Origin of the sequence: Streptomyces roseoverticillatus, from assembly GCF_000719265.1 — a bacterium.
Classification (GTDB): domain Bacteria; phylum Actinomycetota; class Actinomycetes; order Streptomycetales; family Streptomycetaceae; genus Streptomyces; species Streptomyces roseoverticillatus.
In genome coordinates this window covers 58,549-83,694 of sequence record NZ_JOFL01000005.1, presented here as the reverse complement: position 1 = coordinate 83,694, position 25,146 = coordinate 58,549, and the positions used below count along the sequence as shown (strand labels likewise).

Genomic DNA, 25,146 nt, shown 5'->3' with positions numbered 1-25,146 from the left:
CTCACTGCGTGGTGTCCTGTGTTCGGTTCCCCGGCGCCGGTGCCAGGTGCAGGGCCTCCAGCACGGCGTCGGCGACCTCGTCCGGCGTGCGGCCGCCGGTGGCTACGGTGGCCCGGGCGACCTCCGTGTAGAGCGGGCGGCGAGCCTCCATCAGCTCGCGCCAGCGCTGCCGCGGGTTGATCGCGAGCAGTGGGCGCGGGGCGTCGAGGCCGACGCGCCGTACGGCGTCGGCGAGCTCGACGTCGAGGAAGACCACGGGCAGCCCCGCGAGGAGGGCCCGGGTCCCGTCGTCCATGATCGCGCCGCCGCCGAGGGAGAGCACGCCGGGGTGCCCGGCGACGGCGGCGCGCACCGCCTGCCGCTCCAGCTCGCGGAAGTGCGGCTCGCCCTCGTCGATGAAGATCTCCGGGATGGGCTTGCCGGCGGTCTTCTCGATGTCGGCGTCGGTGTCGCGGTAGCCGGTGCCCAGCCGCTGGGCGAGCAGGGCGCCGATGGTGGACTTGCCGGCTCCCGGCGGGCCCACCAGCACGACGGCGGGCGCGGTCACTTGATGGCCAGGTTCTCGAGGTAGCCCTGGACGTTGCGGCGGGTCTCGGCGACGTTGTCGCCGCCGAACTTCTCCGCCACCGCGTCGGCCAGCACCAGGGCGACCATCGCCTCGGCGACGATGCCGGCGGCCGGGACCGCGCAGACGTCGGAGCGCTGGTGGTGGGCCTGGGCGGCCTCGCCGGTGGCCACGTCGACCGTGCGCAGGGCGCGCGGCACGGTGGCGATCGGCTTCATGGCCGCGCGGACGCGCAGCAGCTCGCCCGTGGACAGACCGCCCTCGGTGCCGCCGGAGCGGCCGGAGGTGCGGCGGATGCCGTCCTCGGTGGAGACGATCTCGTCGTGGGCCTGCGAGCCCGGCACCCGGGCCAGCTCGAAGCCGTCGCCGACCTCGACGCCCTTGATCGCCTGAATGCCCATCAGAGCGGCGGCGAGGCGGGCGTCCAGGCGGCGGTCCCAGTGCACGTGCGAGCCCAGGCCGACGGGGACGCCGTAGGCCAGGACCTCGACGACGCCGCCGAGCGTGTCGCCGTCCTTGTGGGCCTGGTCGATCTCGGCGACCATCGCCTTGCTGGCCGCCTCGTCCAGGCAGCGGACCGGGTCGGCGTCGAGCTTCCCGACGTCGGACGGCGTGGGGTAGACGCCGAGCGGCGCCTTGGCCGCGGCCAGCTCGATGACGTGGGAGACGATCTCGATGCCCGCGGTCTCCTTCAGGTAGGAGCGGGCGACGGCGCCGAGGGCGACGCGGGCGGCGGTCTCGCGCGCGGAGGCGCGCTCCAGGATCGGGCGGGCCTCGTCGATCCCGTACTTCTGCATGCCCGCGAGGTCGGCGTGGCCGGGGCGGGGGCGGGTCAGCGGGGCGTTGCGAGCCATCGCCGCCAGCTCCTCCGGGTCCACCGGATCGGCCGCCATGACCTTCTCCCACTTGGGCCACTCGGTGTTGCCCACCATGACCGCGACCGGGGAGCCCATCGTCAGGCCGTGGCGCACGCCGCCGAGGAAGGTGACCTCGTCCCGCTCGAACTTCATGCGCGCGCCGCGGCCGTAGCCGAGCCGCCGGCGGGCCAGGTGGTCCGCCACCATGTCCGTGGTGACCGGGACACCGGCGGGCAGGCCCTCCAGCGTCGCCACGAGTGCCGGACCATGCGACTCACCGGCAGTCAGCCAGCGCAACCTGCTCAACGGGACTCCTCATGCTCGCGCGCCTTGAGATCGTGCGGCGACCGGGTGCGCGGCCCCGGCCCGCCGCTTCTGATCCTCCCATGCCGGACGGTCCGCTCCGCCCTCCGGTCCGCGTTGTGGAACGGAGTGAGTCACGTCGTGGTCGGCAGGACGGGTCCCGTCAGCCGCGGGCGGCGAGGGCGGCCTCGCCCGCCGCGCGCATCGCGGCCAGCGGCGCCCGCGGGCGGCCGGTCATCTGCTCGACCTGGAGGACCGCCTGGTGGACGAGGAGGTCCAGGCCGCCGAGGACGGTGCCGCCGCGCGTGTCCCAGGCCGCGGCCAGGGGCGTGGGCCACGGCTCGTAGAGGACGTCGAAGAGGGCGCCGGGACGGTCCGGGACGGCCTCCGCGAGGGCGTCGGTGGCCCCCGCCGGAGTGGTGGCCACGACCAGCGGAGCCGTGAGGCCCTCGGCGGCGCGGGCCCAGTCCTCGGTGCGGACGGCCACGCCGAGCCGCTCGCCCCACTCGCGCATCTCGGCCGCGCGGGCCTCGCTGCGCACGTACACGGTGACCTCGCCGGTGCAGATCCCGGCCAGGGCGGCGAGCGCGGAGGACGCGGTGGCGCCCGCGCCGAGCACGGCGGCGGAGGCGGCCTCCGTCACGCCGCGCTCGCGCAGCGCCGCGGCGATGCCGGGGATGTCGGTGTTGTCGCCGAGGCGGCGGCCGTCCTCCGCGAACACGACGGTGTTGACGGCCTCGACCGCGGCGGCCGTGGCGCTGACCTCGTCCAGCAGCGGGATCACCGCCCGCTTGAGCGGCATGGTCAGCGACAGCCCGGCCCAGCTGCCGTCCAGCTTGTCGAGGAAGGCGGGCAGCGCGGCCTCGTCCACCTCGAAGCGGTCGTACGTCCACTCCCCCAGGCCCAGCTCCGCGTACGCGGCGCGGTGCAGGACCGGGGAGAGCGAGTGGGCGATCGGGGAACCGAGCACCGCCGCGCGGCGGCGCTCCGGGGTGCGGCTCATCTACGGCTTCCGGCTCTTGTTGAACTCGTCCACGAGCTTCTGGTGCTCCTGCAGGTTCTTGGTGAACGTCGTCTTCTCGTTGATGGAGACGAAGTAGTACCAGTCCCCCGGCTCCGGGTCCATGGCGGCCTTGAGGGCCTGTTCACCGGGGTTGCCGATGGGCCCGGGGGGCAGGCCCTTGTAGAAGTACGTGTTGTACGGGTCGTCGAGCGCGCGGAGCTGCTTGGGGCTGAGGTCCAGCTTGCTCTGGTTCTTCGTGTAGTTGTACGTCGAGTCGAACTCCAGCTTGCCGTTCGTCTCGACGTTGGTGGGCTTGAGGCGGTTGTAGATGACCCGCGCCATCTTGCGGAAGTCGTCGTGCGTCATGCCCTCGGCGTTGACCAGACTGGCCACGGTGATCAGCTGCAGCGGGGACTTGAGGCCCAGCTCGCGCGCCTTGCCCTCCAGGTCCTGCTTGGCGTAGTTCTCGTTGGCCCGGGCGACCATCTGCTTGAGGATGGTCTCCGGCTTGGTGCCCTTGCCGGCGCTGTACTGCGAGGGGTAGAGGAAGCCCTCCAGCGGGTCCCTGATCTTGGGGTCGGTGTTGGCCCACGCGGGCAGCCCGAGGTCCTTCGCCCGGTTCTTGGCGACGTCCTTGGTGGTGCCCGCCGGGAGGCCCAGCTTCCCGTCGATGGCGGCGTAGATCTGGACGGCCCGCCGGCCCTCGGCGATGGTCAGGAAGTTGCCGGCGTTGGTCATCATCTCGACGGCCGCCGCGCCGGACATCTGCTGGTGCAGGGTGTACGTGCCGGGCTGGATGGCCTTCTTGGCCGCGGCGTTGGTGAAGGCGCCGACGCTCTTGACGACCCCGGCCTCCTGCAGGACCTTGCCCATTTCGGTCAGGCTGGCCCCCTTGGGGATCTCGACCTGGACCTGGCCGCCGCCCTGGCCCTCGTAGTCGGGCGCCGCGCCGAAGTGGGTCTCCCAGTAGTCGTAGGCGAGGTAGCCGCCACCGCCCACGACGCCGAGGAGCACCACGGCGACCACGAGGCAGGCGGTGCCGCTGCGGCGCTTGTTCTTCTTGGGCTTCTTGGACTTCTTGCCGCGCCGGTCGCGGCCGCGGGAGGGCTCCTCGCGCGGCTCGTCGTCCTCGTCGTCCCTGCCGTCCCCGGGCTCGCCGTCGTGCTCGCCGGGGCGGGCCGTGGCGGGAGGCAGGTCGTCGAAGAGGGAGATCTTCTCCTCGTCGGGCCCGGACCACTCCTGCTGCGACTGGTACGGCACCGAGTGCTGTTGCTGCGGCGCCTGCGGTTGCTGCTGCCCCTGCTGTTGCGCCTGATGCAGCTGCTGGGCCTCCTGGTGGCCCTGCTGGCCATGCGGCTGCTGCGGCTGTTGCTGGTAGCCGTCGGGCGTGCCGTAGTAGTCGGCCTGCCCGCCGCCGTACGTGCCGCCGCCCTGCTGCCCGTACTGCTGCTGCCCGCCCTGGGAGGGGTCCCAGCCGTACTGCTGCTGACCGTGACCGTACTGGGGCTGCTGCGACTGCGGGTGCTGCTGCTGTCCGCTGTAGCCCTGGTCCCCGTACAGCGGGTCGTCAGGATGCCACGGTTGGGAGCCGGAGCCCCGGCCGTACTCAGTCATCGATCCCCTAGAGCCGCGCAGCGGCAGCAGGTGGGCGCTCCGAGGAGCGCGGTTCCCAGTCGCCCGGCCGTCGTCGGAGACGTCAGCCGGGCGGCTGCCTTGTTCAGCGCGGAACGTTACCGTACTGCGATCAGATGACCACTTCGACGGTCTCGCCCGGGGGCCTCCCGGAGACCTTCTCGGTCTCCAGGGCGTTCTGCAGGATCACGACCGCGGCCGCCTGGTCCACCACGGACCGGCCCTTCTTGGAGCTGACGCCCGAGGCGCGCAGCCCCTGCGTCGCGGTGACCGTCGTCATGCGCTCGTCGACGAGGCGCACCGGGACGGGCGCCACGCGGCGGGCCATCTCCTTGGCGAAGGTGCGGACCTTGGCCGCGGCCGGCCCCTCCCCTCCTTTGAGGGAACGGGGCAGGCCGACGACGACCTCGATCGGCTCGTACTCCGCGACGATCTCCACGAGCCGCTTGTGGGCCTTGGGGATGTCACGGCCGGGCACGGTCTCCACCGGAGTGGCGAGGATCCCGTCGGGGTCGCACGAGGCGACCCCGATCCGGGCGTCCCCGACGTCGACGGAGATGCGTCTTCCTCGGCGCACGGGGATCAGACCGCCTCGGCCACGAGGCGCTCGACGGCGGCCATGGCCTCGTCGACGGCCTCGGGGTTCTGGCCGCCGCCCTGGGCGACGTCCGGCTTGCCGCCACCGCCGCCGCCGAGGGTCTTGGCGGCCGTACGGACCAGGTCGCCGGCCTTGAGGCCGCGCTCGCGGGCGGCCTCGTTGGTGGCGATGACCGTCAGCGGGCGGCCATTGGCCACCGTGAACAGGGCCACCACGGCGGCGCGGCCGCCCTGGATGCGGCCGCGCACGTCGAGGACGAGCTTGCGCAGGTCGTCGGCGCCGGTGCCGTCCGGGACGCGGCCGGTGACCAGGGCCGTGCCGTGCACGTCCTTGGCGCCCTCGGCCAGGCCCGCGGCGGCCTGCAGGACCTTCTCGGCGCGGAAGCGCTCGATCTCCTTCTCGGCGTCCTTGAGCTTGGCGAGCATCCCGGAGATCTTCTCCGGCAGCTCCTCCGGGCGGCCCTTGACGAGCTCCTGGAGCTGGGCGACGACCGTGTGCTCCTTGGCCAGGAAGTTGTAGGCGTCGACGCCGACGAGGGCCTCGACACGGCGCACGCCCGAGCCGATGGACGACTCGCCCAGCAGCTTCACCAGACCCAGCTGGGCGGTGTTGGCGACGTGCGTGCCGCCGCACAGCTCCTTGGAGAAGTCGCCGATGGTGACGACGCGGACGCGCTCGCCGTACTTCTCGCCGAACTCGGCGATGGCGCCGGACTTCTTGGCCTCGTCCAGGCTCATGACCTCGGCCTGCACCTCGAGCTCCCGGGAGAGAACCTCGTTGATGCGCTGCTCGACGTCGGTCAGCACGGTGCCGGGAACGGCGGCCGGCGAACCGAAGTCGAAGCGGAAGCGGCCCGGCGAGTTCTCCGAGCCGGCCTGGGCGGCCGTCGGGCCGAGCGCGTCGCGCAGGGCCTGGTGGGTGAGGTGGGTGGCCGAGTGGGCGCGGGCGATGGCGCGGCGGCGCTTGACGTCGATCGAGGCGTAGGCGGAGGCGCCCACGGTGACCTCGCCGACCTGGACGACGCCCTTGTGCACGTGCACGCCCGGAACGGGCTTCTGCACGTCGCGGATCTCGATCACGGCACCGGTGTCGAGCTTGATGCGGCCGGTGTCGGCGAGCTGGCCGCCGCCCTCGGCGTAGAAGGGGGTGCGGTCCAGGACGACCTCGACCTCGTCGCCCTCGGTGGCGGCCGGCGAGGGCAGGCCGTCGACGAGGAGACCGACGATCGTGGACTCGTTCTCGGTGAGGGCGTAGCCGGTGAAGTTGGTCTCGCCGGAGGTGTCCGCGACCTCGCGGTAGGCGGACAGGTCGGCGTGGCCGGTCTTCTTGGCCTTGGCGTCGGCCTTGGCGCGCTCCCGCTGCTCCTTCATCAGGCGGCGGAAGCCGTCCTCGTCCACGGAGAGGCCCTGCTCGGCGGCCATCTCCAGGGTGAGGTCGATCGGGAAGCCCCAGGTGTCGTGGAGCAGGAACGCCTTGTCGCCGGCCAGGACCTTGCCGCCGGAGGCCTTGGTCTCCGTGACGGCGGTGTCGAGGATGTTGGTGCCGGCCTTCAGCGTCTTGAGGAAGGCGGCCTCCTCGGCGAGGGCGACCGTCTCAATGCGCTTGCGGTCGGTCTCCAGCTCCGGGTACTGCTGGCCCATCGTCTTGATGACGACGTCGAGGAGCTCGGCCACGACGGGGCCGGTGGCGCCCATCAGGCGCATGTTGCGGATGGCGCGGCGCATGATGCGGCGCAGGACGTAGCCGCGGCCCTCGTTGCCGGGGGTGACGCCGTCGCCGATGAGCATCGTGGACGTGCGCATGTGGTCGGCCACGACGCGCAGGGAGACGTCGGTCTCGTGGGCGGCGCCGTAGCGGACACCGGTGAGCTCGGTGGCCTTGTCCATGACGACGCGCAGGGTGTCGGTCTCGTACATGTTCTGCACGCCCTGCAGGATCATGGCGAGGCGCTCGAGGCCGAGACCGGTGTCGATGTTCTTCGACGGCAGGTCCCCGAGGATCGGGAAGTCCTCCTTGCCGTCGCCGGCACCGCGCTCGTACTGCATGAAGACCAGGTTCCAGATCTCCACGTAGCGCTCGTCGTTGACGGCGGGGCCGCCCTCGGCGCCGAACTCCGGGCCCCGGTCGTAGTTGATCTCGGAGCAGGGGCCGCACGGGCCGGGAACGCCCATGGACCAGTAGTTGTCCTTCTTGCCCAGGCGCTGGATCCGCTCGGCGGGCACGCCGACGACGTCACGCCAGATGCGCTCGGCCTCGTCGTCCTCGAGGTAGACGGTGATCCACAGCTTCTCCGGCTCCAGGCCGAAGCCGCCGTCCGCCACGGGAGTCGTGAGCAACTCCCAGGCGAGCTTGATGGCGCCTTCCTTGAAGTAATCGCCGAAGGAGAAGTTGCCGCACATCTGGAAGAACGTGCCGTGGCGGGTGGTCTTGCCGACCTCCTCGATGTCCGGCGTGCGGACGCATTTCTGCACGCTGGTGGCGCGCGAGAAGGGCGGCTTGACCTCGCCGAGGAAGTACGGCTTGAAGGGCACCATGCCCGCGGGGACCAGGAGCAGGGTCGGGTCGTCCGCGATGAGCGACGCCGACGGCACGACGGTGTGCCCACGCTCCTCGAAGAAGCGCAGCCAGCGCCTGCGGATTTCAGCCGACTCCATCAGTGGTCCTCTTTCCGGGTGAACGAGTGGTAGGTGTGCTGCGGGTCGATCGCGACGAGGTGACGCTGCCCGGGGAGCGCGCGGTGCTCGGGGGCGGGCGGCGCGGCCGTGAGGCCGAGCGCGTCCTTGAGCGCCGCTTCCCGGTGCGCCATCCCGTCACGGACGTCCAGCGCGAAGAGCTTGACCTTGCGCCCGGCGATGACCGCGCGGTCCGCGGCCTGCAGGGCCAGGCTCTCCGGGGTGAGCTTGGCGAGCTTCCGGTTGACCTTGGTGGTGGCCCAGACACCGGCTGCTACACCGGTCGTGAACCAGAAGGTGCGGCGGAACATTCCTGGGGTCAACCCTTCCCACGGGTGCGGCGGCGGCCGGCACGGGCGGACGGCAGGGGGCTGCCGGTGGCCTTGCCGACGAAGACGGAGCCCTTCGGCTCGGGAGCGGCCTTGCGGCCCATCGCCCGGCGGACGCCGTAGCCGAAGGCGGCGACCTTGACCAGCGGGCCGCCGAAGGCGGAGGAGACGGTCGAGGAGAGCGCCGAGGCGTTCGCCGTGACCTCCTGGACGTCCGCGGCGATCGAGTCGACGCGGGCGAGCTGGGTGTGTGCGGAGCGGACGGTCGCCGAGGCGTCGGCGAGGAGCGGCACGGCCTGCTCGGTGACGTCGGCGACCAGCTTGGTGGCCGCTTTGAGCGTCTGCGCGAGCCGCACCAGCACCAGGGCGATGAAGGACACCAGAATGGCCCAGAAGACGGCCACGAGGATCCCGGCCACCTCTCCACCGGACACGCTGCACCGCTCCCTAGCTGTGGTCTTTTGCTGCTCGGGTACCGACCTTATCGCGCCGGGCCTCCGCGCCCGTACCGCATTACCGGTCCGTACGGCACGGATGTGCGAGCTCCGGGGCCCGGAAACGCGCCAGCCCGCCGGCCCGCGGCCACGAGGGCCGGCGGAACGACGGGCTGGACGGAAGGAGAGTGCCTGCGGCCGCTCTTAGCGGGCGTAGTACTCGACGACGAGCTGCTCGTCGCAGATGACCGGAACTTCCTTGCGGTTGGGCAGGCGGTCCAGGCGGAAGGCCAGGGCGCCCAGGTTGACCTGCAGGTAGCGCGGGGTCTCACCCTCGGCGGCGAAGCCACCGGCGCGGGAGGTCTCGAACAGCGGCTTGCTGCGGCTGCGCTCGCGGACCATCACGACGTCGTTCGGGGCGACGCGGAAGGACGGCTTGTCGACCTTGCCACCGTTGACCTCGATGTGGCCGTGGACGACCATCTGGCGGGCCTGGTAGATGGTGCGGGCGATGCCCGAACGCAGGACGAGGGCGTCGAGGCGGCGCTCGAGCTCGACCACCAGGGCCTCGCCGGTCTTGCCCTCGGCCTTGCGGGCGCGGTCGTAGGCGCGGACCATCTGGCGCTCGCTGATGTCGTACTGGGCGCGCAGACGCTGCTTCTCGAGCAGACGGACCTTGTAGTCGCTGTTCTGCTTGCGGCCACGGCCGTGCTCACCCGGCGGGTAGGGGCGGGCCTCGAAGTACTTGACAGCCTTCGGGGTCAGCGCGATACCGAGCGCACGAGACTTCTTGACCTTGGGACGCGACTGGTTAGGCACGTTCTCCAGACCTCCGGAATAGGTTAGGTTAGGCTTACCTTACTCAAGGAGATCGCATGTCTCGCCCGGGGAACACCAGTCACATCACGGACAGCACGCAGAAGACCGGCGCTCTCGATGGCGCCGACGTGACGGGGGTCCGATCAGATCGTGGTCAGCCGCGTCCCAGCGGACTTGAAATCGCGCGGATGCCGTCAGCAGCCGAGCGCACACGAACTCTCGTACAGAGTACATGCTCCGCGGTGCTGCTCGTGCCCGGGGCCGCCGCCACCCGCCCCGACCAGCTGATGCCCGAGGCGCGCAGCGTCGGCCCCGACGGCGAGGTCTTCCTGGTCTTCCCCGCAGACAGCCCGGTCGTGCGCGCCGCGACGCACGCGCAGGACGACGAGCTGTCCGCCGTCCTGGAGCTCACCGACGTGGCGCCCGTCTCCGTGCCCGGCCGCATCCGCGGCCGGGCCTGGATCTCCGGCTGGATCACCTGCGTCCCCGGCGTGACCGAGCCCGGCCGCATGATGGTGCGCCTGGAGATCGGCGAGGCGAGCGTGGACGACCTGTGGGGCGCGGAGGACATCGAGCCCGAGGACTTCGCCCGGGCCCAGCCGGACCCGCTCGTCGCCCACGAGACCGAGCTGCTGCAGCACCTGCACTCGGGCCACGGTGACCAGGTGCTCGGGCTGTACTCGCTCGTCGGCGAGCGTGCCGAGGACGTGCGCCGCGCGGGCGACCGGGCGGTGCCGCTGGCGCTGGACCGCTTCGGGCTGCGGGTGCGGTTCACCCGTGCGGGCGGCGGATCGCCGGCGGACCGCTCTTTCGACGCGCGGTTCGAGTTCCCGGACCCGGTCCGTGACGTGGTCGGCTTGCGCCGGGCGATGCACACGTTGTTCGAGGCGGCCTCGGATTGACGACGGCCGGCTGAGCGGGTTCGGCACCGCCGGAATCCCCGGCGGGGGTTGCGCACCGTTGCGGCGGATTCCAAGGTGCTTGCCCGGCACCTTGGAACCGCCGCAACGCCGAGAAGCCGAACGGGCCTGTCCGGCGGTGCCTGGCCGAGGTCAGCCCTGCTGCTCCCCCCGCAGGCGGGGGCGGACCCGGTCCACCACGTCCGCGTAGCGGGCCTCCGCCCCGTACCGCGTCGGCGCGTAGTACTGCTTGCCCCGGACCGCGTCCGGCGCGTACTGCTGGGCCGCAATGCCGCCGGGCACATCGTGCGGATACACATAGCCCTGCGCGTGGCCCAGCTTCTCCGCGCCCTTGTAGTGGCCGTCCCGCAGATGCGGCGGCACCGGGCCGGCGAGGCCCGCCCGTACGTCGGCGAGCGCGGCCTCGATCGCGAGGCAGGCCGCGTTGGACTTCGGGGCCAGCGCCAGCGCGATCGCCACCTGGCTCAGCGTGATCCGCGCCTCGGGGAAGCCGATCAGCGCGACGGCCTGCGCGCCGGCGACCGCCGTCTGCAGGGCCGTGGGATCGGCCAGGCCGATGTCCTCGCTCGCGGAGATCATCAGCCGCCGCGCGATGAACCGCGGGTCCTCGCCCGCCTCGATCATGCGGGCCAGGTAGTGCAGCGTGGCGTCCACGTCGGAGCCGCGGATCGACTTGATCAGGGCGCTCGCGACGTCGTAGTGCTGGTCGCCGTCGCGGTCGTACTTCACGGCCGCCCGGTCGACGGACTCCTCCAGCGTCTCCAGGGTGATCCCGGCCTCGCCCTTGGCTATGGCCGAGCCGGCGCCCGCCTCCAGCGCGGTGAGGGCGCGCCGGGCGTCGCCGCCTGCGATCCGCAGCAGGTGCGCCTCGGCGTCCGCGCTCAGGGTCACCGCGCCGCCGAGCCCGCGCTCGTCGGTGAGGGCGCGGTGCAGCAGCCCCCGCAGGTCCTCGTCGGTGAGCGCCTGCAGGGTCAGCAGCAGGGAGCGGGAGAGCAGCGGGGAGATGATCGAGAAGTAGGGGTTCTCGGTGGTGGCCGCGATGAGGGTGACCCAGCGGTTCTCCACGGCGGGCAGGAGGGAGTCCTGCTGGGCCTTGCTGAAGCGGTGGATCTCGTCGAGGAAGAGCACCGTCTCCTTGCCGTAGCCCCCGGAGGCGCGGCGCGCGCCGTCGATGACGGCCCGTACTTCCTTGACGCCCGCGGTGATCGCGGAGAGCTCCACGAAGCGCTTGTTGGTGGCCTGGCTGACGACGTACGCAAGCGTCGTCTTGCCGATGCCGGGCGGGCCCCAGAGGATCACCGACGACGGGCCGGCCGGGCCGCCGCTGCCCTCCCCCACCAGCCTCCGCAGGGGGCTGCCGGGCTTGAGCAGGTGCCCCTGCCCCATGACCTCGTCGAGCGTGCGGGGGCGCATGCGCACGGCCAGGGGACTGCTCGCCGGGTCTTTCTCCTGGCGGTCCTCTGCGGCGGCGGTGAACAGATCGGGCTCCACGTCCGAAACTCTATGTCACGACACTGACAAGGCCGCCGGACCAGGGGTCCGGCGGCCTTGATCAAGCCAGGTGCGGCGGCGGTCAGGCGGTACCGCCCGTCCAGAAGTCCCACCAGCGGGTGAGGACCAGCATGCCGATGATGCCGACCCACAGGACGGGCACGACCCAGTGGAACTCCAGCAGGGCGCGGCGCACGCCGTCCGGCACCGGGATGAAGCGGTGACGGACGTTCTGCACGGTCACGTAGCAGAACATGAAGATCGTGGCGACCCAGGCCAGGCAGCACCACAGGCACAGCGACCCGATGACGTACAGCGACTGGTACTGCAGCCAGGTGCAGAATCCGACGCCGAAGAGGGTGCCGGCCTGCATGCCCAGCCAGTACCAGCGGGGGAAGCGGGCGCCCGAGAGCAGCGCCAGGCCGATCGCGATGATCGCGCCGTAGCAGACGAGCCCCAGCATCGGATTCGGGAACCCGAAGGCGTGGGCCTGCTCGCTCTCCATGATGTTGCCGCAGGAGACGATCGGGTTGAGGCTGCACCCGGGGGTGAAGGTCTTCCCGACCGCCTTGGCTTCGAGGATCTTGTTCTTGTCGATCGTGATGACCCATGCGGCGAGCAGCCCCAGCGCACCGGTGATGACCAGCAGCAGCGCGAACGCGCGGCTGCCGCCCATGGCGCCGGTCGCGGGGCCGTCCCGCTCGTCGCCGTCGGTGTCGGAGCGGTCCAGTGCCGAAGTGGTCATAGCGCCGTTGATCCCATCAGTCGGTCCCTGGCGCCCATTCTGCACCAGGAGAGTGGCAATCAGCCCTGCTTGGCCAGGACTTCATCCACGACATCGGCGAGGGCGACGGCCTTCTGCTCGCCGCTCTCCAGGTCCTTGAGCTGTACGTTGCCCTCGGCCAGGTCGCGCTCGCCGGCGATGACCGCGAAGCGGGCGCCGGAGCGGTTGGCCGACTTCATCGCGTTCTTCAGGCCCTTGCCGCCGTACGCGAAGTCGGTGGCGACGCCGTTGCGGCGCAGCTCGGTGACCAGGCCGAAGAGGACCCGGCGGGCCTCCTCGCCGAGCGGGACGGCGTAGACCTCGGTGGGCGACGGCAGGTCGAGCGCGATGCCCTCGGCCTCCAGGGCCAGCACCGTGCGGTCGACGCCGAGAGCCCAGCCGACGGACGGCAGCGCGGGGCCGCCGATCATCTCGGACAGGCCGTCGTAGCGGCCGCCGCCGCCGACCGCGGACTGCGAGCCGAGGCCGTCGTGCACGAACTCGAAGGTGGTGCGGGTGTAGTAGTCGAGGCCGCGGACGAGCTTGGGGTCGTCCTCGAACTCGACGCCCGCGGCGGTCAGCAGCTCGCGGACCTGCTCGTGGTAGGCCTTGCAGGCCTCGCACAGGTGGTCACGGAAGAGCGGGGCGCCGACGAGCTGCTTCTGGACGTCCTCGCGCTTGTCGTCCAGGACGCGCAGCGGGTTGATCTCGATGCGGCGTCGGGTGTCCTCGTCCAGCTCCAGGCCGCGCAGGAAGTCCTGCAGGGCGGCGCGGTAGACGGGGCGGCACTCCTTGTCGCCGAGCGAGTTCAGCAGGAGGCGGAAGTTGCTCAGGCCGAGCGATTTGTACGCGTCGACGGCCAGGATGATCAGCTCGGCGTCCAGCGCCGGGTCCTCGGCGCCGATGGCCTCCGCGCCGACCTGCGAGAAGTGGCGGTAGCGGCCCTTCTGCGGGCGCTCGTAGCGGTAGTACGAGCCGGAGTACCAGAGCTTGACGGGCAGGTTGCCGTCCTTGTGGAGGTTGCCCTCCAGCGCGGCGCGCAGTACGGAGGCGGTGCCCTCGGGGCGCAGGGCGAGCTGGTCGCCGCCGCGCGTGGTGAGGGTGTACATCTCCTTGGTCACGATGTCGGTCGACTCGCCGACGCCGCGGGAGAACAGCTCGACCTGCTCGAAGCCGGGGGTCTCGACGTAGCCGTAGCCGGCCCGCTTGAGCGGGGCGGCGATGGCCTCGCGGACCGCGAGGTAGACGGCGGAGGTGGGGGGCTTGAGGTCGTAGGTGCCCTTGGGGGCCTTGAACGTACTCACGGGAAAATCGTCACATTCCTCTTCGCGGAGCGGCGGTAGGGCCGCCTCCGGAGCCGCGCAGCGTGTCCGCCACTTCCCGCAGGTACGGGTTGGTGGCGCGCTCGCGGCCGATGCTGGTCTGGGGGCCGTGGCCGGACAGGACCACGGTCGAGTCGTCCAGGGGCAGGCACACGCGTGCCAGCGACCGGAGCATCTCGGCGTGATCACCGCCCGGCAGGTCGGTGCGTCCGATGGAGCCGGCGAACAGCAGGTCACCCGAGAAGAACACCGACGGGACGTCTGCTCCATCGGGGGCTTCGGGCATCCTGAAGGTCACCGACCCCTTGGTATGGCCGGGCGCGTGCGCGACGGTGAACTCCAGCCCGGCGAGATCGAGGCGGGAGCCGTCGGTCAGCTCCTTGACGTCGTCCGGCTCCCCGACGGTCAGCTCGCCCATGAGCTGCTGCCCGATGGAGCGGCCGAGGGCCTTCTCCGGGTCGCTCATCATGTAGCGGTCGGCGGGGTGGATCCAGGCCGGGACGTCGTGGGCGCCGCACACCGGGACGACCGAGGCGACGTGGTCGATGTGGCCGTGGGTGAGGACGACGGCGACGGGCTTGAGCCGATGCTTCCTGAGCGCCTCCTCGACCCCGGGGGCCGCCTGGTGGCCCGGGTCGATGATCACGCACTCCTCGCCTGCGGCAGGGGCGACCAGGTAGCAGTTGGTCCCCCAGGCCCCGGCGGGGAACCCGGCAATCAGCACATTCGTCCTTAATGATCGACCAGCAGAATTTCATCAGCGGTGCGGCCGCGACGCCCCTCGGGGGTCACCGGCTGCGAACAAGAGCCTACCGGCGGCACCTCCGCGGCCGCGAACCCGTATACGGTACGGGCACACCAGCAACACAGGGCTCATGACATGGACAAGTCGGTATGAGGAGTAGACCCGGTGGTCAGTAACGAGCAGCGGCGGCGGCAGCTCGCCCGGGAGAAGTTCGAGCGGCAGCAGCAGCGCCGCGAGGAGGCCCGGCGCAAGGCCCGCCGGCGGAACGCGGTGATCGCCGCCGCCCTCGCGGTGGTGCTGGCGGCGGGCGTGACCGCGTACGCCACGGGCGCGCTGTCCGGCGACGACAAGAAGGACACGACCGACGCCGCGGCGCCCGAGACCTCCAAGGCCCCCACTGCGCCTTCTAAGGGTCCCGACCCGTGCGCCAAGCCCGCCCCCGGCTCCCCCGCCGCGAAGACGTGGAAGTCGGAGCCGGAGATGGGCATCGACAAGTCCGCGGCGTACGCCATGGACTTGAAGACGACCTGCGGCACGATCGACGTCAAGCTCGACGCGGCGAACGCCCCGCACACGGTCAACTCCTTCAACTTCCTCGCCGGCGAGGGCTACTTCGACCACACCAAGTGCCACCGCCTGACCACCTCGGGGATCTACGTCCTGCAGTGCGGCGACCCCAAGGGAACCGGCTCGGGCGGCCCGGGCTACACCCTGCCCGACGAGAACCTCAAGGACTCCAAGCTCAAGGGGAACGTCTATCCCGCGGGCACGGTCGCGATGGCCAACACCGGCCAGCCGCACACCGGTGGCAGCCAGTTCTTCCTCGTCTACCAGGACAGCCCGCTGCCGCCGACGTACACGCCCTTCGGCACGATCGGCGCCGAGGGCATGAAGACGCTCAAGAAGATCGCGGACGCGGGTGAGCCGTCCGGTGCCGGCGACGGCGCCCCGAACGCGACGGTGGTCATCGACAAGGCGACGGTCGCCAAGTCCTGACGCCGGGCTCACCGCCCCGATCAGGCCTCCGGCGCCCGGTTGTTGCCCGCTCAGCGAAATTTCGGTCGCGCGGGATACGGACAGCCAGGGCGCCGGTCGCCTATGTTGGCGTTGTGTAGGGTGCCTGATCCGGCGGCTACCCGCACCCGAATGATCAAGACGATGATCAAGCCGTCGGACCGGCCAGGGCGCGGCCCTGCCCGGAACAACTGTGGACGATGCGCGAGGGCCGCACGCCGGCCCCGGCATCATGTGGAGGAGGCGCTGTGAGCAGCGACCCATGGGGCCGCGTCGACGAGACGGGGACCGTGTACGTGCGTACTGCCGACGGTGAGCAGGTCGTCGGATCGTGGCAGGCCGGGTCTCCCGAGGAGGCCCTTGCTTACTTCGAGCGCAAGTACGAGGGCCTGGTCGTCGAGATCGGCCTCCTCGAGAAGCGGGTCAAGACCACCGACCTGTCGGCCAAGGACGCGATGACCGCGATCGGCCACCTGCGCACGCAGGTCGACGAGCACCACGCCGTCGGCGACCTCGACGCGCTGCGGACCCGGCTCGACAAGCTCGTCGCGACGGTCGAGGCGCGCCGCGAGGAGCGCAAGGCGGCGAAGGCCAAGCAGGCCGACGAGGCGCGCACGGCCAAGGAGGCGCTGGTCGCCGAGGCCGAGGAGCTGGCGGCGAGCGAGCAGTGGCGGTCCGCCGGCGAGCGGCTGCGCGCCCTGGTCGACATCTGGAAGGGCCTGCCGCGGCTGGACCGCAAGGCCGACGACGAGCTGTGGCACCGCTTCTCGCACGCCCGCTCGGCGTTCTCCAAGCGGCGCAAGGCGCACTTCGCCGCCCTCGACGCGCAGCGTGAGGACGCCCGCAAGGCCAAGGAGAAGCTGGTCGCCGAGGCCGAGGCGCTCTCCGGGTCCACCGACTGGGGCCCGACGGCCGCGCGCTACCGCGACCTGATGGCCGAGTGGAAGGCCGTCGGCCGCGCGCAGCGCGAGTCGGAGGACGAGCTGTGGGGCCGCTTCCGCGGTGCGCAGGACGTCTTCTTCCAGGCGCGCAGCGAGGTGTTCGCCGAGCGCGACGCCGAGCAGCAGGTCAACCTGACGCACAAGGAGGAGCTCGCGGCCGAGGCCGAGAAGCTGCTGCCCGTCACCGACCTGAAGGCCGCCCGCGCCGCGTTCCGCTCGATCAACGAGCGCTGGGAGGCCATCGGCCACGTCCCGCGCGACGCCCGCCCGAAGATCGAGGGCCGGATGCACGCGGTGGAGCGCGCCATCCAGGAGGCCGAGGAGGCCGAGTGGCGGCGTACGAACCCGGAGGCGCGGGCCCGTGCGGCGGGGCTGACCGGCCAGCTGCAGGCGGCCGTCGACAAGCTGCAGGAGCAGGTCGACAAGGCGCGTGCCGCGGGTAACGACGCCAAGGCGAGCAAGCTCTCGCAGGAGCTGGAGGGCCGCAAGGCCCTGCTGGACCAGGCCCTGAAGGGGCTGGAGGAGTTCGGCGGCTGAACGGCCGTATGAGTGCTGAACGGCCATATGAGTAAGGGGCTCCGGCTATTGCCGGAGCCCCTTACTCATATGGGGGCGCTTACGGCCTGCGGGCCGACGTCACGCGGTAGACGTCGTACACGCCCTCCACACCCCGTACGGCCTTCAGGACGTGACCGAGGTGCTTCGGGTCGCCCATCTCGAAGGTGAAGCGGGACGTGGCCACCCGGTCCCGGGACGTCTGCACGGCCGCGGACAGGATGTTGACGTGCTGGTCGGACAGGACGCGGGTGACGTCCGACAGCAGCCGGGAGCGGTCCAGCGCCTCGACCTGGATCGCCACCAGGAAGACCGAGGACTGGGTGGGCGCCCACTCGACGTCGATGATCCGTTCGGGCTGCTGCGAGAGCGACTCGACGTTGACGCAGTCGGCGCGGTGCACCGAGATGCCGTTGCCGCGGGTGACGAAGCCGATGATGGGGTCGCCCGGCACCGGCGTACAGCAGCGGGCCAGCTTCACCCAGACGTCCTCGACGCCCTTGACGATCACGCCGGGGTCGGCGCTGGAGCGGCGCTTGGAGCGGCCGCGGATCGGCGCGGTCTCCTCGATGTCCTCGGTCGCCGCGTCCTCGCCGCCGAGGGCCTGGACCAGCTTCTGCACGACGCCTTGCGCCGCGACGTGGCCCTCGCCGATGGCGGCGTAGAGGGAGGAGATGTCGGGGTAGCGCATCTCGTGCGCGAGGGTGACCAGGGAGTCGCCGGTGAGGATGCGCTGGATCGGCAGGTTCTGCTTGCGCATGGCGCGCGCGATGGCGTCCTTGCCCTGCTCGATCGCCTCGTCGCGGCGCTCCTTGGAGAACCAGGCCCGGATCTTGTTGCGCGCGCGGGGGGACTTGACGAAGCCCAGCCAGTCGCGGGAGGGGCCGGCGCCGGACGCCTTGGAGGTGAAGACCTCGACCAGGTCGCCGTTGTCGAGGGTGGACTCCAGGGGCACGAGCCGGCCGTTGACTCTGGCCCCTATCGTGCGGTGACCGACCTCGGTGTGGACGGCGTAGGCGAAGTCGACCGGGGTGGCCCCGGCCGGGAGCGCTATGACATCGCCCTTGGGGGTGAAGACGAAGACCTCGTTGCGGGAGAGGTCGAAGCGCAGGGACTCCAGGAACTCGCCCGGGTCCTCGGTCTCCTTCTGCCAGTCCAGCAGCTGCCGCAGCCAGGCCATGTCATTGACGGTGTCCTGGTTCTTGCCGGCGTTCTTGGGCACGTCGGTGCGCACCTTGGAGGCGCCGGCGACGGCCTCCTGCTTGTACTTCCAGTGCGCGGCGATGCCGTACTCGGCGCGGCGGTGCATGTCGAACGTACGGATCTGCAGCTCGACGGGCTTGCCGCTGGGGCCTATGACCGTCGTGTGCAGCGACTGGTACATGTTGAACTTGGGCATCGCGATGTAGTCCTTGAACCGCCCCGGGACCGGATTCCACCGGGCGTGGACGGTGCCGAGCGCCGCGTAGCAGTCGCGGACGGTGTCGACGAGGACACGGATGCCCACCAGGTCGTAGATCTCGGCGAAGTCCCGGCCCCGCACAATCATCTTCTGGTAGACGCTGTAGTAGTGCTTCGGGCGGCCGGTGACGGTGGCCTTGATGCGGGCGGCGCGCAGATCGGCCTGGACCTCGTCGGTGACGATCGCGAGGTACTCGTCGCGCTTGGGGGCCCGCTCGGCGACGAGGCGGACGATCTCGTCGTACATCTTGGGGTAGAGGATCGCGAAGGCGAGGTCCTCCAGCTCCCACTTGATGGTGTTCATGCCCAGCCGGTGCGCCAGCGGGGCGTAGATCTCCAGGGTCTCGCGGGCCTTCTTCTCCTGCTTCTCCCGCTTGAGGTAGCGCATGGTGCGCATGTTGTGCAGGCGGTCGGCGAGCTTGATGACCAGGACGCGCGGGTCCTTGGCCATGGCGACGACCATCTTGCGGACGGTCTCGGCCTGCGCGGCCTCGCCGAACTGCACGCGGTCCAGCTTGGTGACGCCGTCCACCAGGAGGGCGACCTGATCGCCGAAGTCGCGGCGCAGGTCGTCCAGGCCGTACTCGGTGTCCTCGACGGTGTCGTGCAGGAGGCCGGCCATCAGCGTGGCCGGGTCCATGCCGAGCTCGGCGAGGATCGTGGTCACCGCGAGGGGGTGGGTGATGTACGGGTCGCCGCTCTTGCGCTTCTGGCCGCGGTGCCAGCGCTCGGCGACCTGGTAGGCGCGCTCGATCTGGCGGAGCGTCGTCGCGTCGGCCTTCGGGTCGTTGCCGCGCACTATGCGCAGGAGCGGTTCGAGCACCGGGTTGTACGGGCTGGAGCGCTGGACGCCGAGGCGGGCGAGGCGGGCCCGGACGCGGCTGGAGGAGCCGGGGCGGGGAGCGCTCGGCGGCGGTGTGGGCCGGGCGGGTGACGTGCCGGTCACCGCCGGGACCGGGCTCTTCGGGCCGCTGCCCGCACCGGGGCCGGCGGCCGGGCGGGGCGTGGACTCAGGCGCGCTCTGCGGGCGGCCCGTGGGCGTACCCGTGGCCGCCGCGGCCTCGGGAGACGGCTTGTCCTGCTGTGCGGCGGTGAGCGGCTGGGCCTCGTCTGGCAAGAGCACTCCTCATGCGGGGTCCGGCCCCCCGATCAGGTCCGGACAACCATGGTATCGAGCCCGGGCGGCGGGGGCGTCGCGCACCCGGCTCTGCTCACCAGAACGCGAAGCGGCCCCCGGGGTCTTCCCCGGGGGCCGCCCCGCTTGTCCGGTCTGCGCCGTCGTGGCAGGTCAGACGGTGATCAGTGCCTCCAGCGGCGCCGCTTCGAGGGCGCCGGAGAGCCGCTCGCGGCCGGGCAGGAAGCCGAGCTCCATGAGCACGACGACCCCGGCCACCTCGGCGCCGGCCCGGCGGATCAGCCGGACCGAGGCCTCGGCGGTGCCGCCCGTGGCCAGCACGTCGTCGATGACGAGGACGCGGTCGCCCGGGCCCACCGCATCGGCGTGCATCTCGATCTCCGCCGTGCCGTACTCCAGCTCGTACGCCTGGGCCAGCGTGGCTCCGGGGAGCTTGCCCGCCTTGCGCACGGGCACGAAGCCGAGCCCTGCGCGGACGGCGGCCGGGGCGCCGAGGATGAAGCCCCGGGCCTCCAGGCCGACGACCTTGGTGGCGCCGTGGCGCCTGCACGCCTCCGCCAGGGCGTCGGTCAGGGCGGCGAACGCGGTGGCGTCGGCGAGCAGCGGGGTGATGTCCTTGAACATCACGCCCGGCTTGGGGTAGTCGGGCACGTCGTGGATGTGCCCGAGCAGCAGGTCACGCAGCTTCTCGTCGGCGGGGCCGACCCCGGTGGCGCTCATCGGCGCTTCCCCTGGGCACGGCCGCGGCTGCCGCGGGCGCGGGGGGCGACGACGCCGGCGGTGCCGGTGTCCTCGTCCTCGTCGTTCTCCGCTCCGGGGACGGCGTCGCGCGGCTCCGCCTCGCCCGCCTCGCCCTTCGCGGCCGCGGCGGCGCGCTTGGCGCGCACCCGCTTGGTCAGGGCCTTCATCTGCGGGTCGCGCTCCTTGAAGTCGGCGACCAGCGGGGTGGCGATGAAGATCGAGGAATAGGCGCCGGCCGCGAGGCCGACGAACAGGGCGAGCGAGATGTCGTTGAGCATGCCCGCGCCGAGGAAGCCGCCGCCGATGAACAGCAGGCCGGCGACCGGCAGCAGCGCCACCACGGTGGTGTTGATCGAGCGCACCAGGGTGCCGTTGAGGCTGCGGTTGGCGATCTCGCTGTAGGTGAAGCGGGTCTGCTTCGTGATGTCCTTCGAGCTCTCCTTCAGGCCGTCGAAGACGACGACGGTGTCGTAGAGGGAGTAACCGAGGATGGTGAGCAGACCGATCACGGTGCCCGGGGTGACCTCGAAGCCGACCAGGGCGTAGACGCCGACGGTGATGGTGAGGTCGTGGATCAGTGCGACCAGGGCGGCGAGCGCCATCCGCCACTCGAAGGCGATCGCGAGGTAGATCACCACGAGGATCATGAAGACGGCCAGGCCGGTCCATGCCTTGTTGGCGATCTGGTCGCCCCAGCTCGGGCCGACGATGTCGGTGTTGACCTTGTCCGTGGAGACGCCGAGCTTCTTGGCCAGGGCTTCCTGGGTGGCGCGCGACTGCTCGGTGGTGACGTCGCTGACCTGGATGCGCAGCGGGCCGTTGCCGAGCTTCTGGACGATCGCGGTGTGGCCGGAGGCCTCCTCCGCCGTCTGGCGGGCGGCGTCCGCCGAGACCGAGGTCTTGGGCGTGGTGAAGACCGCGCCGCCGGAGAACTCGATGCCCATGTTCAGGCCGCGCACCGCCAGGCCGACGATGGCCGTGATGGTGATGAGGATCGAGATGCCGTACCAGATCTTCCGCTTGGCCACGAAGTCGTAGCCGACCTCGCCGCGGTAGAGCCGGGCACCGAGATTGCCGAGCTTGGACATCTCACGCCTCCTTCGGGTCGGCGGGGGCGGAGGGGCGGCGGCGGGAGGCCCGCAGCGGCGGCTTGACGCCGAGCCGCTTGGGGTCGAGCCCGGACCACGGATGCCCGCTCGCGAAGAACTTGCGCCGGGCGAGGAGCGTCATCAGCGGCTTGGTGAAGAAGAAGACCACGACGACGTCGAGGAGCGTGGTCAGGCCGAGCGTGAACGCGAAGCCCTGCACCTTGCCGACGGTGACGATGAAGAGCACCGCGGCGGCGAGGAACGACACGAAGTCGGAGACCAGGATCGTGCGGCGGGCGCGCGGCCAGCCGCGCTCGACCGCCGGGCGCAGCGTGCGGCCCTCGCGGATCTCGTCGCGGATGCGCTCGAAGTAGACGATGAAGGAGTCGGCGGTGATGCCGATCGCGACGATCGCACCGCAGACGGCCGGCAGGTTCAGCGCGAAGCCGATGGCCTGGCCCAGCAGCACCATGATCACGTAGGTGAGGATCGCCGAGCACAGGAGGCTGGCGAGGGCGACGAGCGCGAGACCGCGGTAGTACGCCACGAGGTAGACGACGACCAGGAGGAGGCCGATGGCACCGGCGAGGAGGCCGGCGCGCAGTTGGTCCCCGCCGAGCGCGGCGGTGACCGTCTGCTCGGTGACGACGTCGAAGGAGAGCGGCAGGGCGCCGTAGGACAGCACGTTGGCCAGGTCCTGGGCGGTGGCCTGGGTGAAGCCGCCGGAGATCTCCGCCTGGCCGCCGGTGATCGAGGTCGAGACGGACGGGTCGGAGACGACCTCGCCGTCCAGCACGATCGCGAACTGGTTCTGCGGGGCCTGCTTGCTCGCGAGCTGGCCGGTGACCGCGGCGAACTTCTTGGAGCCGGTGGAGTCGAACTTCAGCTGGACGAGCCAGCCGCGGCCCTGCTGGCTGTCGAAGACGGCGCTGGCGCCGGTGACGTTGGTGCCCTCGACGGACACCGGGCCGAGGATCTCCTTGGCCGAACCGTCCTTCTTGCACGCGACGATGACGTCGGTGGTCTTGGCGCTCGACGCGGCCTCGTTGGCCTTGGCGCGGCCTTCGGGGGTGGTGCAGTCCAGGGCGTCGAGCTGCTTCTGCAGCGCGGCGACGTCGGCCGGGGACGGCGTGGGCTCCTTGGACTTGTCGTCCTTCGCCTTGTCGTCCTTCTTGGCGTCGTCCTTCTTCTCGTCCTTCGCCTTGTCGTCCTTGGCGACGGCCGAGGCGGACGGGGTGGCGTCGGCCTTGACGGCGTCGGTGACGGGGCGGCCCTGCTGGCGCGGGCTCGCGCTCGCGGAGGGGCTGCCGGCCGAGGCGGAGGCGGAGGGCGAGCCGGACGGCTTGTTCTTGTCGTCCTTGGCCTTGTCGTCCTTGGCCTTGCCGGAGTCCTTACCGGGAGAGGACGCGTTGGGAGTGGGCTCGGTCTTCGCACCGGGGGCCACGGACAACACGGGGCGGAAGCCGAGCTTGGCGGTGGTGCCGACCTGCTGGCGGGCCTGCTTCGCGTTCGTCCCCTTGGGGATGTTCACGATGATGTGGTTGTCGCCCTGCGTCTGGACCTCGGCCTCGGTGACGCCGAGACCGTTGACACGCCGCTCGATGATGCCGACCGCGGTGTTCATGTTGGTCGGGTTGATCGCGTTGGGCTTGCCGGGCTCGTTCTTGGCCTCCAGCGTGAAGCTGGTGCCGCCCGCGAGGTCGATGCCCAACCGCGGTGTGGTCCGCCCGGAGGCGAACATCCCCCCGGTGAGCGCCACCATGGCGATCAGGATCAGGGCCAGGACCCGGCCCGGCCTGCCCTGGCCGCCCGGGGACCTGCGGCCCTTCTTCGGTGCTGCCACCTTGTCGTTTCTCCCTGTCCAACCGCCCGGGGCCGTGCTGTTGCCGGGCGGCCACGAATGTAGTGGGGACCTGCCCCCCGCCGGAGCCTAGACCGTCGGGGAACCGCGGCGCACTGACCGAGCAGTGCTCCGCGGTTCCCCGATGGGCTACTTCGCGTCGGTGTCGCCGTCCTTGCCGTCCCGCTCGGCGCCCTTGGCGTCCTTCACGTCCTTGGCCTGCGGCTCCGCGGCCTTGTCCGCGGACTCCGGCTCCGCGGCCTTCTCCGCCTCCGCGGCCTCGCCCTTGCCCAGGTCGATCTTCTTGTCGGCCGGGGCCTCGGCATCGGCCTCGGTCAGCGACGACGCGTCGTCCGGGACGACAGGGGTCTCGGACTCCGGGTCGATCCCGTGGACGATGCGGTTGTACTCCGCGTCCTCCAGGACGGCACCGATGGCGTTCTTCGCGTAGATGGCGTGGACGCCGGGGGCCACCTCGAGGAGGACCGTGTCGTCGTTGACCTCCTTGACGGTTGCGTACATGCCGCCGATCGTCCGCACACCGGTGCCCGGGTGCATCTGGTCGCGCATCTGCGCCGCCTGGCGCTGCTTGTTCTTGGCCGACCGCGTCATCAGGAACACGGCCCCGATGAGCACGATGAACGGCAGGAGAGTCACGATATTCACGGGACGGGGTTTCCTTCACACGACCGCGGGAGGCGGCCTTCTACGGGGGTGGTATGCCGTGCCGGTACCGGACGGCATCGGCGGAGTCTAAGCGAGTCCGCGCCTATGGAACAACGCCCAGCATGGCACCGTGGTTCCTGACCCGACCAGCCCCCGCGCCGTCACCCGCCGAAGAGGCCCTGCTGGGGCGGGGTGCCCGCCGGGCCCGCCGCACCGGCGCCGCGCGGGAGGCCGAGGTGGTCCCACGCGGCGGGGGTGGCGATGCGGCCCCTGGGCGTACGGGCCAGCAGGCCCTCGCGGACGAGGAACGGCTCGGCGACCTCCTCGACCGTCTCGCGCTCCTCGCCGACGGCCACGGCCAGCGTCGACAGGCCGACCGGGCCGCCGCCGAAGAGCTTGAGGAGGGCGGTCAGGACGGCGCGGTCGAGGCGGTCGAGGCCGCGGGCGTCGACCTCGTAGACGTCCAGGGCCTGGGCGGCGATCTCGCGCGTGATCACTCCGTCGGCCTTGACCTGGGCGTAGTCGCGGACGCGGCGCAGCAGGCGGTTCGCGATGCGGGGGGTGCCGCGGGAGCGGCCGGCGATCTCGGCGGCGCCCTGGTCCGCTATCTCCACGTCCAGCAGGCGGGCGGAGCGGTGCACCACGCGCTGCAGCTCGGCGGGGGCGTAGAACTCCATGTGCCCGGTGAAGCCGAAGCGGTCGCGCAGCGGGGGCGGCAGGAGGCCGGCCCTGGTGGTGGCGCCGACGAGGGTGAAGGGCGGCAGCTCCAGGGGGATGGCGGTGGCGCCGGGGCCCTTGCCGACGATCACGTCGACGCGGAAGTCCTCCATGGCCATGTACAGCATCTCCTCGGCGGGCCGCGACATGCGGTGGATCTCGTCGAGGAAGAGGACCTCCCCCTCGGTGAGGGAGGAGAGGATCGCGGCGAGGTCGCCGGCGTGCTGGATGGCGGGGCCGGAAGTGATGCGGATGGGGGCGCCCATCTCGGCCGCGATGATCATCGAGAGGGTGGTCTTGCCGAGCCCGGGGGCGCCGGAGAGCAGCACGTGGTCGGCGGTGGCACCACGGGCGCGGGCGGCCTTGAGGACGAGGTCGAGCTGCTCGCGGACGCGCTCCTGGCCGACGAACTCGCCGAGGTCCTTGGGGCGCAGCGCGGCCTCGACGGCCCGGTCCTCGCCGTCGGCGTCGGTGCCGACGAGGCGGTCGCCTGCGGGGTCGGATGCGTCGTCCCAGTTCACGGGTGAAACCTCAC

General features: G+C 71.4%; 22 protein-coding genes. 3 read left to right on the top strand and 19 right to left on the bottom strand.

What is annotated here, in order from left to right:
* Position 1: 1 nt before the first annotated feature.
* The 9 genes from IF61_RS0106715 to rpsD form a co-directional block, all read right to left on the bottom strand.
* A complete protein-coding gene (locus IF61_RS0106715; protein WP_030365321.1) occupies positions 2-547 on the bottom strand; it encodes a shikimate kinase in 546 nt (181 codons plus the stop codon).
* Complete coding sequence (aroC, locus tag IF61_RS0106710) at positions 544-1,728, bottom strand: chorismate synthase (protein WP_030365320.1); 1,185 nt, start codon at positions 1,726-1,728, stop codon at positions 544-546. Before aroC ends, IF61_RS0106715 begins: the two co-directional genes overlap by 4 nt.
* A 160-nt stretch (positions 1,729-1,888) precedes the next feature.
* Positions 1,889-2,728, bottom strand: coding sequence for a shikimate dehydrogenase (locus IF61_RS0106705; protein ID WP_030365319.1), 840 nt, complete (start codon positions 2,726-2,728; stop codon positions 1,889-1,891).
* Positions 2,729-4,342, bottom strand: a complete 1,614-nt coding sequence (gene mltG / locus IF61_RS0106700; protein WP_030365318.1) for an endolytic transglycosylase MltG — start codon at positions 4,340-4,342, stop codon at positions 2,729-2,731.
* A 130-nt stretch (positions 4,343-4,472) separates the two neighbouring features.
* A complete protein-coding gene (gene ruvX, locus IF61_RS0106695; RefSeq protein ID WP_043188057.1) occupies positions 4,473-4,937 on the bottom strand; it encodes a Holliday junction resolvase RuvX in 465 nt (154 codons plus the stop codon).
* A 5-nt stretch (positions 4,938-4,942) separates the two neighbouring features.
* Positions 4,943-7,612 (bottom strand): alanine--tRNA ligase, encoded by a 2,670-nt coding sequence (gene alaS / locus IF61_RS0106690; protein ID WP_030365317.1) that lies wholly within the window; start codon positions 7,610-7,612, stop codon positions 4,943-4,945.
* Positions 7,612-7,941: a DUF6167 family protein gene (locus IF61_RS0106685; protein WP_030365316.1), complete on the bottom strand. Its 330-nt coding sequence runs from the start codon at positions 7,939-7,941 to the stop codon at positions 7,612-7,614. Before IF61_RS0106685 ends, alaS begins: the two co-directional genes overlap by 1 nt.
* Before the next feature lie 8 nt (positions 7,942-7,949).
* Positions 7,950-8,393: a DUF948 domain-containing protein gene (locus IF61_RS0106680; RefSeq protein WP_245684428.1), complete on the bottom strand. Its 444-nt coding sequence runs from the start codon at positions 8,391-8,393 to the stop codon at positions 7,950-7,952.
* A 204-nt stretch (positions 8,394-8,597) separates the two neighbouring features.
* The gene (rpsD, locus tag IF61_RS0106675) at positions 8,598-9,212 is read right to left on the bottom strand and encodes a 30S ribosomal protein S4 (protein WP_030365314.1); all 615 of its coding nucleotides are present in this window, start codon (positions 9,210-9,212) and stop codon (positions 8,598-8,600) included.
* Between the two features lie 188 nt (positions 9,213-9,400).
* Here rpsD and IF61_RS0106670 point away from each other — a divergent pair, with 188 nt between their 5' ends.
* Complete coding sequence (locus tag IF61_RS0106670; RefSeq protein WP_030365313.1) at positions 9,401-10,114, top strand: DUF2470 domain-containing protein; 714 nt, start codon at positions 9,401-9,403, stop codon at positions 10,112-10,114.
* 150 nt (positions 10,115-10,264) lie between these two features.
* On the opposite strand, the gene IF61_RS0106665 is transcribed toward IF61_RS0106670, so the two are convergent.
* From IF61_RS0106665 to IF61_RS0106650, 4 genes are all read right to left on the bottom strand, one after another.
* Positions 10,265-11,623 (bottom strand): replication-associated recombination protein A, encoded by a 1,359-nt coding sequence (locus IF61_RS0106665; protein ID WP_030365312.1) that lies wholly within the window; start codon positions 11,621-11,623, stop codon positions 10,265-10,267.
* Positions 11,624-11,705: 82 nt separating this feature from the next.
* Positions 11,706-12,368, bottom strand: a complete 663-nt coding sequence (locus tag IF61_RS0106660) for a vitamin K epoxide reductase family protein (protein ID WP_030365311.1) — start codon at positions 12,366-12,368, stop codon at positions 11,706-11,708.
* Between the two features lie 59 nt (positions 12,369-12,427).
* Positions 12,428-13,690: a histidine--tRNA ligase gene (gene hisS, locus IF61_RS0106655; RefSeq protein WP_030365310.1), complete on the bottom strand. Its 1,263-nt coding sequence runs from the start codon at positions 13,688-13,690 to the stop codon at positions 12,428-12,430.
* Between the two features lie 10 nt (positions 13,691-13,700).
* Positions 13,701-14,432, bottom strand: a complete 732-nt coding sequence (locus IF61_RS0106650) for an MBL fold metallo-hydrolase (RefSeq protein ID WP_030365309.1) — start codon at positions 14,430-14,432, stop codon at positions 13,701-13,703.
* Between the two features lie 186 nt (positions 14,433-14,618).
* On the opposite strand from IF61_RS0106650, the gene IF61_RS0106645 reads away from it, so the two are divergent.
* Together IF61_RS0106645 and IF61_RS0106640 are read left to right on the top strand one after the other, a co-directional pair.
* Complete coding sequence (locus IF61_RS0106645) at positions 14,619-15,449, top strand: peptidylprolyl isomerase (protein ID WP_030365308.1); 831 nt, start codon at positions 14,619-14,621, stop codon at positions 15,447-15,449.
* Positions 15,450-15,715: 266 nt separating this feature from the next.
* Positions 15,716-16,945: a DUF349 domain-containing protein gene (locus tag IF61_RS0106640; RefSeq protein ID WP_030365307.1), complete on the top strand. Its 1,230-nt coding sequence runs from the start codon at positions 15,716-15,718 to the stop codon at positions 16,943-16,945.
* A 79-nt stretch (positions 16,946-17,024) separates the two neighbouring features.
* Here the strand turns inward: IF61_RS0106640 and IF61_RS0106635 are convergent, their stop codons facing one another.
* From IF61_RS0106635 to ruvB, 6 genes are all read right to left on the bottom strand, one after another.
* The gene (locus tag IF61_RS0106635) at positions 17,025-19,541 is read right to left on the bottom strand and encodes a RelA/SpoT family protein (protein ID WP_030365306.1); all 2,517 of its coding nucleotides are present in this window, start codon (positions 19,539-19,541) and stop codon (positions 17,025-17,027) included.
* Positions 19,542-19,712: 171 nt separating this feature from the next.
* A complete protein-coding gene (locus tag IF61_RS0106630; protein ID WP_030365305.1) occupies positions 19,713-20,279 on the bottom strand; it encodes an adenine phosphoribosyltransferase in 567 nt (188 codons plus the stop codon).
* On the bottom strand, positions 20,276-21,388 hold the full coding sequence (secF, locus tag IF61_RS0106625; RefSeq protein ID WP_030365304.1) for a protein translocase subunit SecF: 1,113 nt from the start codon (positions 21,386-21,388) through the stop codon (positions 20,276-20,278). Before secF ends, IF61_RS0106630 begins: the two co-directional genes overlap by 4 nt.
* 1 nt (position 21,389) lies before the next feature.
* The gene (gene secD / locus IF61_RS0106620; RefSeq protein ID WP_030365303.1) at positions 21,390-23,231 is read right to left on the bottom strand and encodes a protein translocase subunit SecD; all 1,842 of its coding nucleotides are present in this window, start codon (positions 23,229-23,231) and stop codon (positions 21,390-21,392) included.
* 147 nt (positions 23,232-23,378) lie between these two features.
* Positions 23,379-23,894: a preprotein translocase subunit YajC gene (gene yajC / locus IF61_RS0106615; protein WP_030365302.1), complete on the bottom strand. Its 516-nt coding sequence runs from the start codon at positions 23,892-23,894 to the stop codon at positions 23,379-23,381.
* A gap of 161 nt (positions 23,895-24,055) precedes the next feature.
* Positions 24,056-25,132: a Holliday junction branch migration DNA helicase RuvB gene (gene ruvB / locus IF61_RS0106610; RefSeq protein ID WP_030365301.1), complete on the bottom strand. Its 1,077-nt coding sequence runs from the start codon at positions 25,130-25,132 to the stop codon at positions 24,056-24,058.
* Positions 25,133-25,146: the final 14 nt, after the last annotated feature.

What these genes read in the sequence shown, in the direction of transcription:
- IF61_RS0106705 (WP_030365319.1), bottom strand. Translation starts at nt 2,728, where the DNA reads ATGAGCCGCACCCCGGAGCGCCGCCGCGCGGCGGTGCTCGGTTCCCCG.
- mltG (WP_030365318.1), bottom strand. Translation starts at nt 4,342, where the DNA reads ATGACTGAGTACGGCCGGGGCTCCGGCTCCCAACCGTGGCATCCTGAC.
- alaS (WP_030365317.1), bottom strand. Translation starts at nt 7,612, where the DNA reads ATGGAGTCGGCTGAAATCCGCAGGCGCTGGCTGCGCTTCTTCGAGGAG.
- IF61_RS0106685 (WP_030365316.1), bottom strand. Translation starts at nt 7,941, where the DNA reads ATGTTCCGCCGCACCTTCTGGTTCACGACCGGTGTAGCAGCCGGTGTC.
- IF61_RS0106670 (WP_030365313.1), top strand. Translation starts at nt 9,401, where the DNA reads ATGCCGTCAGCAGCCGAGCGCACACGAACTCTCGTACAGAGTACATGC.
- IF61_RS0106660 (WP_030365311.1), bottom strand. Translation starts at nt 12,368, where the DNA reads ATGACCACTTCGGCACTGGACCGCTCCGACACCGACGGCGACGAGCGG.
- IF61_RS0106630 (WP_030365305.1), bottom strand. Translation starts at nt 20,279, where the DNA reads ATGAGCGCCACCGGGGTCGGCCCCGCCGACGAGAAGCTGCGTGACCTG.
- secF (WP_030365304.1), bottom strand. Translation starts at nt 21,388, where the DNA reads ATGTCCAAGCTCGGCAATCTCGGTGCCCGGCTCTACCGCGGCGAGGTC.